This is a genomic window from Microbulbifer hydrolyticus, assembly GCF_009931115.1.
In the GTDB taxonomy this organism is placed as follows: domain Bacteria; phylum Pseudomonadota; class Gammaproteobacteria; order Pseudomonadales; family Cellvibrionaceae; genus Microbulbifer; species Microbulbifer hydrolyticus.
The window spans coordinates 3349950-3363602 of sequence record NZ_CP047491.1 but is presented as its reverse complement, the minus strand read 5'-3'; the positions used below and the strand labels follow the sequence as shown (position 1 = coordinate 3363602).

At 60.0% G+C, this 13653-nt stretch carries 11 protein-coding genes; 10 read left to right on the top strand and 1 reads right to left on the bottom strand.

Annotated elements, in window-relative coordinates; translation table 11 throughout:
- Positions 1-560 precede the first annotated feature (560 nt).
- The 4 genes from GTQ55_RS14320 to GTQ55_RS14305 all read left to right on the top strand — a co-directional run bounded on the left by GTQ55_RS14320 (position 561) and on the right by GTQ55_RS14305 (position 6556).
- Positions 561-2102: a Re/Si-specific NAD(P)(+) transhydrogenase subunit alpha gene (locus GTQ55_RS14320; RefSeq protein WP_161859353.1), complete on the top strand. Its 1542-nt coding sequence runs from the start codon at positions 561-563 to the stop codon at positions 2100-2102.
- Between the two features lie 12 nt (positions 2103-2114).
- Positions 2115-3512, top strand: a complete 1398-nt coding sequence (gene pntB, locus GTQ55_RS14315) for a Re/Si-specific NAD(P)(+) transhydrogenase subunit beta (protein WP_161859352.1) — start codon at positions 2115-2117, stop codon at positions 3510-3512.
- Between the two features lie 189 nt (positions 3513-3701).
- Positions 3702-5705, top strand: coding sequence for a hypothetical protein (locus tag GTQ55_RS14310; RefSeq protein WP_161859351.1), 2004 nt, complete (start codon positions 3702-3704; stop codon positions 5703-5705).
- A 77-nt stretch (positions 5706-5782) separates the two neighbouring features.
- On the top strand, positions 5783-6556 hold the full coding sequence (locus tag GTQ55_RS14305; protein WP_237567690.1) for a rhamnogalacturonan acetylesterase: 774 nt from the start codon (positions 5783-5785) through the stop codon (positions 6554-6556).
- A 93-nt stretch (positions 6557-6649) separates the two neighbouring features.
- Here GTQ55_RS14305 and GTQ55_RS14300 read toward each other — a convergent pair whose 3' ends face one another.
- Positions 6650-6955: a YhbY family RNA-binding protein gene (locus tag GTQ55_RS14300; protein WP_161859349.1), complete on the bottom strand. Its 306-nt coding sequence runs from the start codon at positions 6953-6955 to the stop codon at positions 6650-6652.
- Positions 6956-7156: 201 nt separating this feature from the next.
- Between GTQ55_RS14300 and rlmE the strand changes: the two genes are divergently transcribed.
- The 6 genes from rlmE (at position 7157) to secG (ending at position 13653) form a co-directional block, all read left to right on the top strand.
- Positions 7157-7777, top strand: a complete 621-nt coding sequence (gene rlmE / locus GTQ55_RS14295; protein ID WP_161859348.1) for a 23S rRNA (uridine(2552)-2'-O)-methyltransferase RlmE — start codon at positions 7157-7159, stop codon at positions 7775-7777.
- Positions 7778-7988: 211 nt separating this feature from the next.
- The gene (gene ftsH, locus GTQ55_RS14290; RefSeq protein ID WP_161860186.1) at positions 7989-9899 is read left to right on the top strand and encodes an ATP-dependent zinc metalloprotease FtsH; all 1911 of its coding nucleotides are present in this window, start codon (positions 7989-7991) and stop codon (positions 9897-9899) included.
- 114 nt (positions 9900-10013) lie between these two features.
- Positions 10014-10856: a dihydropteroate synthase gene (folP, locus tag GTQ55_RS14285; protein WP_161859347.1), complete on the top strand. Its 843-nt coding sequence runs from the start codon at positions 10014-10016 to the stop codon at positions 10854-10856.
- A gap of 60 nt (positions 10857-10916) precedes the next feature.
- A complete protein-coding gene (gene glmM / locus GTQ55_RS14280) occupies positions 10917-12260 on the top strand; it encodes a phosphoglucosamine mutase (protein WP_161859346.1) in 1344 nt (447 codons plus the stop codon).
- A gap of 165 nt (positions 12261-12425) precedes the next feature.
- Positions 12426-13163, top strand: coding sequence for a triose-phosphate isomerase (tpiA, locus tag GTQ55_RS14275; RefSeq protein ID WP_161859345.1), 738 nt, complete (start codon positions 12426-12428; stop codon positions 13161-13163).
- A 61-nt stretch (positions 13164-13224) separates the two neighbouring features.
- Positions 13225-13653 (top strand): preprotein translocase subunit SecG, encoded by a 429-nt coding sequence (secG, locus tag GTQ55_RS14270; protein WP_161859344.1) that lies wholly within the window; start codon positions 13225-13227, stop codon positions 13651-13653.

The following is a 13653-nucleotide window of genomic DNA, read 5'->3' as shown; positions in this document are numbered from 1 at the left end:
TGTCATCATAAATGGTTTTAATTGTTACCTATTCCAATGCTGAATTATTACCATATCAAAGCGTTATTATCCCCAGTCTCAATTAGGAAACTATTTGGAATACTTAATTAAATATTCTCTTATATGAACGGGAATCGATATTTTCGGGGGTATTTTTTATTTCCCGTTTTTGCGCTTGTTCGACATCTGTTTTATTGTTTTGTCATTAAAGTCATGTGTAAGGCGGTATTTTTTGTTACTCGAGTAACTAATTCTGCTGTTTTTTAAGCGATTTCCATTATTTCTGATAGAAAACCACTAAACGAGTAATAAGAATCCTCTATTTCCGTTAGCCATATTTATTCTCTTTAATGCATCGTCCTACCGAAACGGATTTAATTTTTCCGGGAGAAATTATTTTTCCCGGAAGCGCTCGCTTTCGCGCCAAAGTAAGCGCACTCTAATGACGGGATACGTTATTCGGGATTAAATATCAGCGGTACACAAATCGCCCATTAAATCGGGCAGCTCAATTGCTGAGCTTTATAACAACGACAATTTATAAAACGGGAGCACAAACGGTGATTATTGCCATACCAAAGGAGACCGCGCCGGGTGAGGCGCGGGTCGCGGCATCGCCAGCCAGCGTAAAGCGTTTGCAGTCGCTGGGCTTTGACGTTGTCATCGAGAAGGGGGCCGGTGAAGCAGCGAGCTTCCCCGACGCGGAATACGAGCAGGCCGGTGCCAAACTGTGTGCCAACGCAGCGGAGTGCCTGAGTCAGGCGGGCATCGTACTCAAAGTACAGCAGCCCAACGACGCTGAACTGGATCTGATCCCCAGCGGCGCCACCCTGGTGGCCTTCCTCAAGCCCGCGCAGAACGAAGCGCTGCTGAAGAAGCTGGCGGACAAAAACATCAACGCGCTGGCGGTGGAATCCATTCCACGTATTTCCCGCGCACAGAAAATGGACGCGCTCAGCTCCATGGCCAATATCGCCGGCTACCGCGCGGTGATCGAGGCAGCCCACGAGTTTGGCCGTTTCTTTACCGGCCAGATCACCGCCGCGGGCAAGATTCCCCCGGCCAAGGTGCTGGTGATCGGCGCCGGTGTCGCGGGCCTGTCGGCCATCGGTACCGCGAAGAGCATGGGTGCCATCGTGCGTGCCTTCGACACCCGCCCGGAAGTACGCGAGCAGGTGGAGTCCATGGGGGCGGAATTCCTCACCGTGGAAATCGAGGAAGACGGCTCCGGTACTGGCGGTTACGCCAAGCAGATGTCGAAAGAATTTATCGACGCTGAAATGGCCCTGTTCCGCGAACAGGCCAAAGAAGTGGACATCGTCATCACCACCGCACTCATTCCCGGCAAACCGGCGCCGAAATTGTGGCTGGCGGACATGGTGGAAACTATGGCCGACGGTTCCGTGGTTGTGGACCTGGCGGCGGAAATGGGCGGCAACTGTGACTTTACCGAAGCCGACCAGAAAGTAGTGAAGAGTGGCGTAACCATCCTCGGTTACACCAACCTGGCGAGCCGCGCGGCCACCCAGTCTTCCACGCTGTATGCCACCAACCTGTGTCATCTGCTCACCGACATGACACCGGAAAAGAATGGCGAGATCGACATCAATTTCGAAGACGAGGCGATCCGCGGTGCCACCGTGGTGAAGGAAGGTGAAATTACCTGGCCGCCGCCCGCGCCGAAAATCTCTGCCGCACCGCCGCAGAAAAAAACCGAGCCGCAGATTGAAGTGGAGCCGAAGCCGGAGAAAAAGACCTCCCCGCTGTCGCTGGTGGCCTTCTGGGCCGTGGCCGGTGCGCTGCTGCTGGCGCTGGGCAAATCCGCTCCGGCGGACTTCGTCGCCCACTTCACTGTGTTTGTACTGTCCATCTTTATCGGCTGGCAGGTGATCTGGAATGTATCCCACGCCCTGCACACCCCGCTGATGAGTGTGACCAACGCCATTTCCGGCATCGTGATTATTGGTGCGCTGTTGCAAGTGGGGGCCACCGGTTCCTTCATCGTCACCATCATGGCGTTTATCGCGGTGCTGTTTGCCAGCATCAATATCTTCGGTGGGTTCTTCGTTACCCACCGCATGCTCAAAATGTTCCGTCGCTAAGGAGAAAGAGACATGAATAGTGTAATTTCCATGGCTTATCTGTTCTCCGCGGTGATGTTCATCCTGAGCCTCGGCGGACTGTCCACCCATGAGACCGCACGCCGCGGCAACTACTACGGCATGGTCGGTATGGCGGTTGCCATCATCGCCACCGTGGCCGGTATCACCTCTGGCGCCTACCTGCCCGTTGGCATCGCCATGGGTGTGGGCGCCGTGATTGGCCTCCATCTGGCGCGCAAGGTCGAAATGACCGCCATGCCGCAGCTGGTTGCCCTGCTGCACAGCTTTGTCGGTCTCGCCGCAGTGCTGATCGGCTGGGGCGGCTACCTGGATCCGCGGATCAACCTCGAAGGTGCGGCGCACATCGTGCACAACTCCGAGATCTATATTGGCGTATTCATTGGTGCCATCACCCTGACCGGTTCCATCGTTGCCTTCGGCAAGCTGCAGGGCCTGATCTCCGGCAAGCCGCTGATGTTGCCGGCGCGCCACTGGCTGAACCTGATCGCGCTGGTGATCTGTGTGGTACTGGGTGCCCAGTTCATCCCCGCTGACGTGAGCAATGCCACCATCATCAACCTGCTGGTGATGACCGGTATCGCGCTGCTGCTGGGTATCCACCTGATCGCCGCGATCGGCGGTGCCGACATGCCGGTAGTGATCTCAATGCTGAACAGCTACTCCGGCTGGGCCGCGGCGGCCACCGGCTTCATGCTCAGCAACGACCTGCTGATCGTGATCGGCGCCCTGGTAGGCTCTTCCGGTGCCATCCTCAGCTACATCATGTGTCGCGGCATGAACCGTTCCTTTATCAGCGTGATCCTGGGTGGCTTCGGTTCCGACGGCACCGTGGCCAGCTCTGATGGGGAAGAAGAAGGTGAAGCGGTAGCCACCACCCACGACGAGCTGGCGGACGACCTGAAAGCGGCCAAGAACATTGTCATCGTGCCGGGCTTCGGCATGGCCGTGGCCCACGCCCAGCAGGCCGTGAGCGACCTCACCGACAAGCTGCGCAAGGCCGGCAAGACTGTGCGCTTCGGTATCCACCCGGTCGCGGGCCGTCTGCCCGGGCACATGAACGTACTGCTGGCGGAAGCCAACGTGCCCTACGACATCGTGCTGGAGATGGAAGAGATCAATGACGATTTCCCGGAAACCGACCTGGTGCTGGTGATCGGTGCCAACGACACCGTCAACCCGGATGCGGTTGAGAAGCCCGGATCCCCCATCGCCGGTATGCCAGTACTGGAAGTGTGGAAGGCCGGCAAAGTGGTGGTGCTGAAGCGCTCCATGGCTTCCGGTTACGCCGGCGTAGCCAACCCGCTGTTCTATAAAGAGAACTCGCGCATGCTGTTCGGCGATGCCAAAGACAGCCTGCAGAGCGTTCTCGGCAAGCTGACTCCGGTCTGATTTTTCAGGCGGATTTGACTGAAAAACAGTCAAAAAGCGGCCCCGCAAGGTGGCCGCTTTTTTTATGCCGGCCGCTGCGGGAGGCAGTTGGAATCCACCGAGCCAGACTCTCGCCCATTGGTCAGGCCGGTGGTAACCTATGGCGCCAAAGTACGAATAAGCACAATCAACTATAAAAAAGATCCAAGCATGACCGCCATATCCCGAATACTCCGCACCCGAAATTCCTCGCGCGTACTGCGCTACCTTCAGGCTCCCCTGAGCATCCTTGCACTCTCTGTACTGACCGCCTGCGGTGGCGGCGATGGCGGAGGGTCGGGTAATGGGGGAAATAATGGCGGCACGCCGCCGATTACCCCGGCACCGGGAGTGCTCACCCTGAGCGGTGACAGCACCGCGGAAAGTGGCGATTCCGTGGGCATCGTCGCGAGCCTGTCGGAGCAGGGCTACAACCGCTTTCAGTGGGAACAGCTGGCCGGGCCGGATGTGGAGCCACTTGCGGGCAATGGCACTGCCGGCATCAGTTTTGATGCGGTATTCGCCGGCAGTTACCGCTTCCAGCTCACCGCCAGCAAACCGGATGGCGAGCAGCAGGTGGAAACGTTCGATATAGCGGTGAACAGCATAAGTTCCGACGCCAGTGTGCAGCTGCGCGCGGACCGCGCGGTGAGTGAGGGGGCCCAGTTCTCCCTGCGCCTCAATGCCAGCCAGTACAGTGGCACGGTCAACTCCTGGAATTTCGAACAGTTGTCTGGTCCGCAGGCCTCGCTGACGGAGGATGACTCCGGCCAGCCGGTACTGTTTGTCACCGCCCCCAGAGTGACCGGTGACCAGGTGCTGACGTTCCAGGCGACCTTGAATACCACTGCCGGGTCCTTTTCCGATATTGCCTACGTGGTGGTGCAGGATCGGCCGGAAGTAACCAGCGAATATTTCTGTGATGGTGATGGCGACTACTGCGCGAAAAGTGCACCGCTGAATAATGTGTACAGCTACCGTGCCGACAGTCCGTACCGGGATAACCTCGCGGACTGCGTCTACTCCAACCAGCTCACCGATGAAAACCTGTGCACCCTGGGTGAGCTGCCGGTGATCGGCATGTACAGCAGCGACCCCACCGTTGACCAGGTCATGGACCACGTGCTGGTTTCTCACGACTGGATGGGGGAGCGGTTCGAGCGTTTCCTCAGCGAGCTGGACCCGCATGGCGATTTTGCCCGGCTACTGCGCGCGACTACCGCCGTGGTGATTTCCAGCGATGTGCGTCCGTCTTTTTACTGGCAGCTTACCGGCGCCATTTACCTGGATCCGGACAGCCTGTGGCTGACCCCGCGAGAGCGCGATGTCATCAACGAGCAGCCGGACTACCGCAGCGGGTTTGGCTCTTCGCTCAATTTCGTAACGCCTTGGCGCTACGTCAAAGGTAACCGCTACGCGTTCAGCAACTACTATGCCGCGGACCGTTACACGCGCCTGTTCAGTGAGCTGGAAGCGGACCTGGGCTCGCTGATGTATCACGAGCTGGCGCATGCCAACGACGCCCTGTCTCCGGCGAAAATTAACGGCGGACTGGATAGCGAGGACATTTTCTTCAACCAGGTGGCAAGCGGAGCCGTGGTTAACGAATCCGTGAGCGCCGTGAACGGGCTGATGTCGCAGGAGCTGTATGCTCTGGCGGATGTACGTTACCGCGGTCAAGAGGCCACCGCACAGCAGATCGCATATACCCCGCGGGATATTTCCGAGTTCTTCTTCCCGGATACTGCCAGCGACTTCTACAGCTACACCACGCCGTGGGAAGACACCGCGATGTTGTTCGAGGAGACCATGATGAGCCTTCGCTACGGCATCGAGCGCGACATTGCGGTAACCAACAAGCCCTTCAACCCCACCTCGGCGAACGATTACCAGGTCTACCAGGGCGTGCGTGGCCGCATTGGTAGCGAGCGCATTCGTGCGCGCGCCAGCACCGCGGTACAGGGGCTGCTGCCGGAAGCCTGGGCGGATGCGAATGCGCACCTGCAAAACCTCACGCCGGTGGCGTTGTGCGCCGGTGAGGGCTGGGGAGACAACCTGAGCCCGGCCTGTGTCGGCGAGTCCGGCTTGCTGCGTTTTGCTGCGCCGCTGCCCAGCCAGACGGTCCCCATGCCCAATGAGCGCCCGCGCAGCTTTATCCCGCCGACGCGCTTCTGATTACCGGGTACAAAAGATTCACGAGAGCAACGCTGGATTCAATCAACAGTAATCCACCAACGATGACGAGGGATGTTATGAGGTTCCTGAAACACTGGGCGGCCGCGAGCGCCCTCGCTGTCGCCGGTGGCGCAGTCGCTGCAGATAACGAAACCACGATTTTCATGGCCGGTGACTCCACCATGGCCATCAAGGAGGTCAAGGACTACCCGGAAACCGGCTGGGGTGTCCCCTTCGCGGTGTTCTTTGAAGATGGCATCAAGGTGGAAAACCGGGCCATGAATGGCCGCAGCACCCGCACTTTTATCGAGGAGGGGCGCTGGAAGGGCATCATGGACGAGCTGAAGAAAGATGATTACGTCATCATCCAGTTTGGCCACAACGACGAGTCCGAAAGCAAGAAAGACCGCTACACCACCCCGGAGCAGTACAAGGCGAACCTGTCACGCTTTATCAGCGACGTGCGCGAGGCCGGTGCCGAGCCGATCCTGATGTCGCCGATTACCCGTCGCTACTTCGATGGTGAAAACACCATTGAGCACACCCACCCGTATGCACCGCTGGTGCGCGAAGTAGCGAGCAGTGAAAAAGTCGAATTTATCGATATGGAAGTGGTGACCCGGGAATACTTCCAGGCCATGGGGGAGCGCGATTCCGCCCTGCGTTTTATGCATATTGCGCCGGGCATGCACCCGAACTACCCGGTGGGCGTGCGCGACGATACCCACTTGAACCACATGGGCGCGCGTGAAGTGGCGCAGCTGGTGCTGGCGGAACTGCGCAAGCGCGAACACCCGCTGAGCGAGCGCCTGCGTACCCCGGATCCCAAGCATCTGGCGCTCAAATACTGATTTCGTCTACGGGTTCTGGCGGCTTCAGAGTGACGGAGCCGCTGGAATAACGAGGGTGTAGGGCCGGATCAGGTGTCCGGCCCGGCAGGGGCGTCAGGGGCGCAGGAGGTTGGACAGGCGCGCGTTGGGCTTGTCCGCCTTGCGGAAGATCAGCGCGATCTTGCCGATTTCCTGCACCAGTTCGGCGCCACTCTGCTGGCACAGCTCGGCAATCAGCTCGCGGCGTGCGTCGCGATCGTTGACCGCCAGCTTGACCTTGATCAGCTCGTGATCGTTAAGGGCGCGGTTAAGCTCTTCGGCGACACCCTCGGTCAATCCTTTGTCGGCTACAGTCACTACAGGTTTGAGGTTGTGACCCAGTGTGCGCAAGGCTTTTTTGCGGTCGGCGGTTAAAGGCATACAATACTCCATCCTTAAACACGGCAGAGGCTGCCGATGTGGGCAGACAGTGCATCACTATTGATAGGTGCAGTGCCCGCTGTCATATGAAAATGTGGTCAGCAGCAGCGTTGCGTTTGCCCGCCTCTATCAACCCCAATCCCGGTTATCTGTAAGGCTAGCCTGCAGGTACTCCCGGATTTCAGCGATGTATTGTAACTGATGGGCCGATCAAAGAGCAGCCACCGCTGGCTGCGTGAACATTTCAATGACCAGTACGTCAAGCAGTCCCAGAAAGAGGGCTACCGCTCGCGCGCGTCTTACAAACTGCAGGAGCTGCAGCAGAAGGACCGCCTGATCAAGCCGGGTATGACGGTGGTGGACCTTGGCGCCGCGCCCGGTGGCTGGTCCCAGGTGGCGGCGGAGCTGGTGGGCCACAAGGGCCGGGTCCTTGCATCGGATATCCTCGAGATGGATGCGCTGGCGGGTGTGGAATTCGTGCAGGGCGACTTCACCGAGGAGGAAGTCTTTAACGAGTTGCTGGAAAAGCTCGGTGAAGAACGCGCCGACCTTGTGATTTCCGATATGGCCCCCAATATGAGTGGAGTGCGCGCTGTGGATCAGCCAGCTTCCATGTATCTGGTAGAGCTGGCAGTGGATATGGCGAGGCAGGTCCTGAAACCCGGCGGTGCTTTTGTCGCCAAAGTGTTTCAGGGCGAAGGTTTTGATGAACTGATCCGCGACCTGCGCAGTCAATACCAGACCGTAGTTACCCGCAAACCCGGTGCATCCCGTCCCCGCTCGCGTGAAGTCTACGTAGTGGCGCGCGGCTTCAAGGGCTGAGACAGGCCCCGAATTACCCACTGTTCCCTATTTGGGTCAAGTGCCCCATTGTGGTAAAAGTGAGTCGGCAGAAGTGCCGAATGGCCCCGCTTTGCGCCCCCATCGGGGCCGGGATGACCGGGGCGACAGATTTACGATTTTCGCCGCCTATACTGGGTGGAATGGAATTACCTGCTAAGGCAATGGCAAGAGGGCAAACCCTTTGAACGATATGGCAAAGAATCTGGTGTTGTGGCTGATCATCGCTGCGGTGCTGCTGATGGTCTTCCAGAACTTCAAGCCGCAATCCCGGGATGAGTCCGTCAGCTATTCCGAGTTCGTGCAGGACGTGCAGTCCGGCCAGGTGAAGAAAGCACTGGTGGATGGCCTGGTCATCACCGGTGAAAAGGCGGACGGCAGCCGTTTCAAGACCATTCAGCCCCAGATCATCGACGACGAGCTCACCAACGAGCTGGTGCGCAGTGGCGTCCAGTTCAACGGCCGCGAGCCGGAGTCTCCCAGCATCTGGCAGCAGCTGCTGGTGGCGAGCTTCCCGATCCTGATCATCATTGCCGTGTTCATGTTCTTCATGCGCCAGATGCAGGGCGGCGCCGGTGGCCGTTCCGGCCCCATGGCCTTCGGCAAGAGCAAGGCGCGTCTTTTAGGCGAAGACCAGATCAAAACCACTTTCGCCGATGTGGCGGGCGTGGATGAAGCCAAGGAAGACGTGCAGGAACTGGTGGAGTTCCTGCGCGACCCGTCCAAGTTCCAGCGCCTTGGCGGGTCCATCCCCCGCGGCGTGCTGATGGCGGGCCCTCCCGGTACCGGTAAAACCCTGCTGGCCAAGGCCATTGCCGGTGAAGCCAAGGTGCCGTTCTTCTCGATTTCCGGTTCTGACTTCGTGGAAATGTTTGTCGGCGTGGGTGCTTCCCGCGTGCGCGATATGTTCGAGCAGGCCAAGAAGCAGGCCCCATGCATCATCTTTATCGATGAGATCGACGCTGTCGGTCGTCACCGCGGTGCCGGTGTGGGCGGCGGTCACGATGAGCGCGAACAGACCCTGAACCAGCTGCTGGTAGAAATGGACGGTTTTGAAGGCAACGAGGGCGTGATCGTCATCGCCGCCACCAACCGCCCGGACGTGCTGGACAACGCGCTGCTGCGCCCCGGCCGTTTCGACCGCCAGGTATTTGTCGGCCTGCCGGATATCCGCGGTCGCGAGCAGATCCTGAAAGTACACATGCGCAAAGTGCCGCTGGACGAGCGCGTGGACCCGCAGACCATTGCCCGCGGCACCCCAGGCTTCTCCGGTGCCGACCTCGCCAACCTGGTGAACGAGGCCGCACTGTTTGCCGCCCGTGCCAACCGCCGCATGGTGACCATGGACGAGTTCGAGCGCGCCCGCGACAAGATCATGATGGGTGCCGAGCGCAAGTCCATGGTGATGAACGAGAAGGAAAAGACCAACACCGCGTACCACGAAGCCGGCCATGCCATCATCGGCCGCCTGGTGCCGGAGCACGACCCGGTGCACAAGGTCACCATCATTCCCCGCGGCCGCGCGCTGGGTGTCACCCAGTTCCTGCCGGAAGAAGACAAGTACAGCCTGTCCAAGCGCGCGCTGGAATCCCAGCTGTGCTCCCTGTTCGGCGGCCGTATCGCCGAAGAGATGACCCTGGGTGCAGATGGTGTGACCACCGGTGCCTCCAACGACATCGAGCGCGCCACCGATATCGCCCGCAACATGGTCACCAAGTGGGGCCTGTCGGAAAAACTCGGCCCGCTGCACTACGGTGAAGACGAGACCGGCCAGCCCGGCCACGGCAACCCGATCTCCGGCAAAACCTCCAACGAGATTGACGAGGAAGTGCGCCGCATCATCGATAGCTGTTACGAGCGCGCCAACAAGCTGCTGGAAGAAAACCGGGATATTCTGGAGGCGATGAAAGACGCGCTGATGGAATACGAGACCCTGGATGCCGAGCAGGTGGACGACCTGATGGCCCGCCGCAAGGTGCGCCCGCCCAAAGACTGGCACGATAACGACTACACCGGTGGCGGCCCCGCAGACGAAGTGCCGGAAGCCGATGAAAAATCCAAAGACGGCGACAGCACGGTGGGTGGCCCGGTTAACGGCCACTGACCGAAGTCCCTGTCTGGCGGTGAACATCATCACACCGAATGCAAAGCGGGCCTCAGGGCCCGCTTTGTGTAACTGCCCGAATTATTCCATTCGAAGAATACGCCCCTCACGCCTATGAAGTTGCTCTGCGGAACCCGCACACTGGATCTGTCCCGACCCCAGGTCATGGGCATCCTGAACACCACGCCGGACTCCTTCTCCGACGGCGGCAGCTATTATGCCGGCGGCGGTCTGGATCTCGACCTGGTGCTGCAGCAGGCCCAGCAGATGGTGCAGGACGGCGCGTCCATCCTCGATATCGGTGGCGAGTCCACCCGTCCGGGCGCGGAGCCGGTGTCTGAAGCGGAAGAGCTTCAGCGGGTGGTGCCGGTGGTGGAAGCCATCAGCCAGCGCCTGGACGTGGTGATTTCCGTGGACACCAGCACCCCGGCCGTAATGCGGGAGTCCGCCGCCGTCGGTGCCGGCCTGATCAACGATGTGCGAGCACTCACTCGCCACGGTGCGCTGGAAGCCGCAGCGGCCACGGGGTTGCCGGTCTGTGTCATGCACATGCAGGGGCAACCCGGCACCATGCAGTCCAGCCCTGAATACACCGACGTGGTGGCGGAAGTGCGCGCTTACCTCGATCAGCGTCTGCAGGCCTGCATCGACGCCGGCATCCCGCGCGAGCGGGTGATCTACGACCCGGGCTTCGGCTTCGGCAAAACCGACGAACATAACCTGGCCCTGCTGCGCGGCCTGCCGCAGTTGGCCCCGGACGACATTCCGTTGCTGGTAGGGCTGTCGCGCAAATCCATGATCGGCCGCCTGCTGGACCGCAACGTGGACGAACGCCTGCCCGGCAGTCTGGCGCTGGCCATGCTGTCCGCCCAGCGGGGCGCCCACATCATCCGTGTACACGATGTTGCAGCCACTGCAGATGTGCTTAAAATGCGCCGGCTTATAGACTGCGCCTAAATTTTGATCCGTAGGCCGGGCACGGTGAAGTGCGCCCGGTAAAAAGAAAAGAGAAGTAAGATGACCAGAAAATATTTCGGCACCGACGGTATCCGCGGCCTGGTAGGTGAGGGAGCCATCACTCCCGACTTCATGCTGCGCCTCGGCTATGCCGCCGGCAAGGTGCTCGGCGCCAGAACCGGCAGTGGCCGCAGCCGTATCCTGATCGGCAAGGACACCCGTGTCTCCGGCTATATGTTTGAAGCCGCGCTGGAAGCCGGCCTGATCAACGCCGGTGTCGACGTCGGCCTGCTGGGCCCCATGCCCACCCCGGCCATCGCCTATCTCACCCGCACCTTCCACGCGCAGGCGGGCATCGTGATCAGCGCCTCGCACAATCCCTACCAGGACAACGGCATCAAGTTCTTCAGTGCCGATGGCAGCAAGCTGCCGGACCAGGTGGAAGCGGATATCGAAGCCGCCCTCGACCTGCCGATGGAGACCGCCAAAGACCTGGGCAAGGCGTGGCGCATTGACGATGCCGTGGGCCGCTATATCGAATTCTGCAAGGCCAGCACCCCCTGGCGCTACTCCCTTGAGGGACTGAATATCGTGCTCGACTGCGCCAACGGCGCCACCTATCACATTGCCCCCAAAGTCTTTCGCGAGCTGGGTGCGGAGGTGCACGCCATCGGTATCCAGCCGGACGGGCTTAATATCAACCTGAATTGCGGCTCCACCAAGCCGCAGCAGTTGCAGAAAGAAGTGGTGGAGCGCGGCGCCGACCTGGGGATAGCCTTCGACGGCGACGGTGACCGGGTCATGTTTGTGGACAAGGATGGCAACCTGGTCGACGGCGACCAGCTGCTGTTCCTGATCGCCATCCACCGCCAGCAGTTCCTCGGCGGCTGCAGCGGCGTGGTCGGCACCCAGATGAGCAACTACGGTTTCGAGCTGGCGCTGAAAGACCGCGCCATTCCCTTCTCCCGCGCCAAGGTCGGCGACCGCTACGTGCTGGAGAAGATGTACAAGAACGGCTGGACCCTGGGCGGGGAATCCTCCGGGCATATCGTCTGTACCGACGTCACCACTACCGGTGATGGCATCATCTCCGCGCTACAGGTACTGCGCGCCGTGAGTGACTTCCGCGAATCACTGGACCAGCTCACCGGCAAAATGGAAATGCTGCCGCAGCACATGATCAACGTGCGCCTCGCCAGCCGCGACGGTGTGCTGGAGCACGCCGACGTACAGGATGCGGTCACCCAGGTAGAGAAAACACTGGCGGGCAGCGGCCGGGTATTGTTGCGCCCCTCCGGTACCGAACCCCTCATCCGGGTCATGGTTGAGGGCAAAGACCCCGAAGTCGTCAAGCAGCTTGCGGGCGACATCGCCAAGGTCGTCGAGCGGGTAGGCAATGCCTGATGCGCCGCCGGTGGCTCCCGCACTCAGCGCGGGCCACCGGAAGCCCTTGATTCGTAAATAGAAAATCAATAGAAAAACCGACACAAAAACCAAGAAATATCCGAAAACGCTGGTTGTATGTTACCGGCAATACCGCTAAGATTTGCGCCCCTTGGAGGAGCACCGATGCGTAAAACCCTGGTAGCTGCCAACTGGAAAATGCACGGCAGCAAAGCGTTTGCCGAGCAACTGTTGGCCGAGCTGAACAGCGGACTCAAGTCCGGCGAGTGCTCCACCCAGGTGGTGATCTGCCCGCCATACCCTTATCTGGGTGTGGTCGGCGAAGCGATCGGCAAGGCCATGCTGGGGGCGCAGAACCTCAGCGAGCAGCCCTCCGGTGCCTACACCGGTGAAGTCTCTGCGGAGATGCTGCTGGATTGTGGCGTTCGCTACGCGATCGTCGGCCACTCGGAGCGCCGCAGCCTGTACGGGGAGTGCAACGAACTGGTCGCCGCCAAGTACGCCGCCGCCAAGGCCGCCGGCCTGATCCCGATTCTCTGCGTGGGCGAGTCCCTCGAAGAGCGGGAAGCCGGCAAAACGCTGGAAGTGGTCGCCGAGCAGATTCAGGCCGTGATTGCCCTGGGTCTGCCGAATACCTGGCAGGGCGCCGTGGTGGCGTATGAGCCTGTCTGGGCCATCGGCACCGGCAAGACCGCCACCCCGGAGCAGGCGCAGGAAGTGCACCAGTTTATTCGCCAGCAACTGGGCGAAGCGGGCGCCGAAACGCAGATCCTCTACGGGGGCAGCGTCAAGGCCGCCAATGCCGCCGAGCTGTTTGCCAAAGCGGACATTGATGGCGCACTGGTAGGCGGAGCCTCATTGAAGGCAGACGAATTTATCAAAATCTGCTGCGCGGCCAACTGAGCCACGCATCAGGTTAAATTTTTTGAGCAAGGGCACACGCCCCTAGCAGGTTTTCTGGACAATGGAAAAACTGGTTTTAATCGTACACATCCTCACCGCGCTGAGCATCATCGGTCTGATCCTGATGCAGCAGGGTAAGGGTGCGGAAGCAGGTGCCTCCTTCGGTGCCGGTGCGTCCAACACCGTATTTGGCAGCCAGGGCAGCGGAAATTTCTTTTCCCGCTTGACTGCAATAATGGCGACGGTATTCTTCGTCACCAGTTTCGGTCTGGCCATCCTCGCCAGCCGTGACGTAGCTCCCGAAGTCGAAGGCATGCCGCAAGTACCGGCTACCGTAGAATCCCGCGAGCCAGCCGCGACCGACAGCGACATCCCTGAAGTTCAGGAAGAAGCCCCGGCCGCAGGCGAGCTACCCTCCGCAGAAGAAGCCCCTCAGGCCGAACTGCCGGAAGCCGGTAGCGAAGAGGAGACTGAGGAACAGCCTCAGTAA

Coding starts and splice junctions, on each gene's coding strand:
- pntB (WP_161859352.1), top strand. CDS start 2,115: ATGAATAGTGTAATTTCCATGGCTTATCTGTTCTCCGCGGTGATGTTC.
- GTQ55_RS14310 (WP_161859351.1), top strand. CDS start 3,702: ATGACCGCCATATCCCGAATACTCCGCACCCGAAATTCCTCGCGCGTA.
- GTQ55_RS14305 (WP_237567690.1), top strand. CDS start 5,783: ATGAGGTTCCTGAAACACTGGGCGGCCGCGAGCGCCCTCGCTGTCGCC.
- GTQ55_RS14300 (WP_161859349.1), bottom strand. CDS start 6,955: ATGCCTTTAACCGCCGACCGCAAAAAAGCCTTGCGCACACTGGGTCAC.
- rlmE (WP_161859348.1), top strand. CDS start 7,157: ATGGGCCGATCAAAGAGCAGCCACCGCTGGCTGCGTGAACATTTCAAT.
- ftsH (WP_161860186.1), top strand. CDS start 7,989: ATGGCAAAGAATCTGGTGTTGTGGCTGATCATCGCTGCGGTGCTGCTG.
- folP (WP_161859347.1), top strand. CDS start 10,014: ATGAAGTTGCTCTGCGGAACCCGCACACTGGATCTGTCCCGACCCCAG.
- glmM (WP_161859346.1), top strand. CDS start 10,917: ATGACCAGAAAATATTTCGGCACCGACGGTATCCGCGGCCTGGTAGGT.
- tpiA (WP_161859345.1), top strand. CDS start 12,426: ATGCGTAAAACCCTGGTAGCTGCCAACTGGAAAATGCACGGCAGCAAA.
- secG (WP_161859344.1), top strand. CDS start 13,225: ATGGAAAAACTGGTTTTAATCGTACACATCCTCACCGCGCTGAGCATC.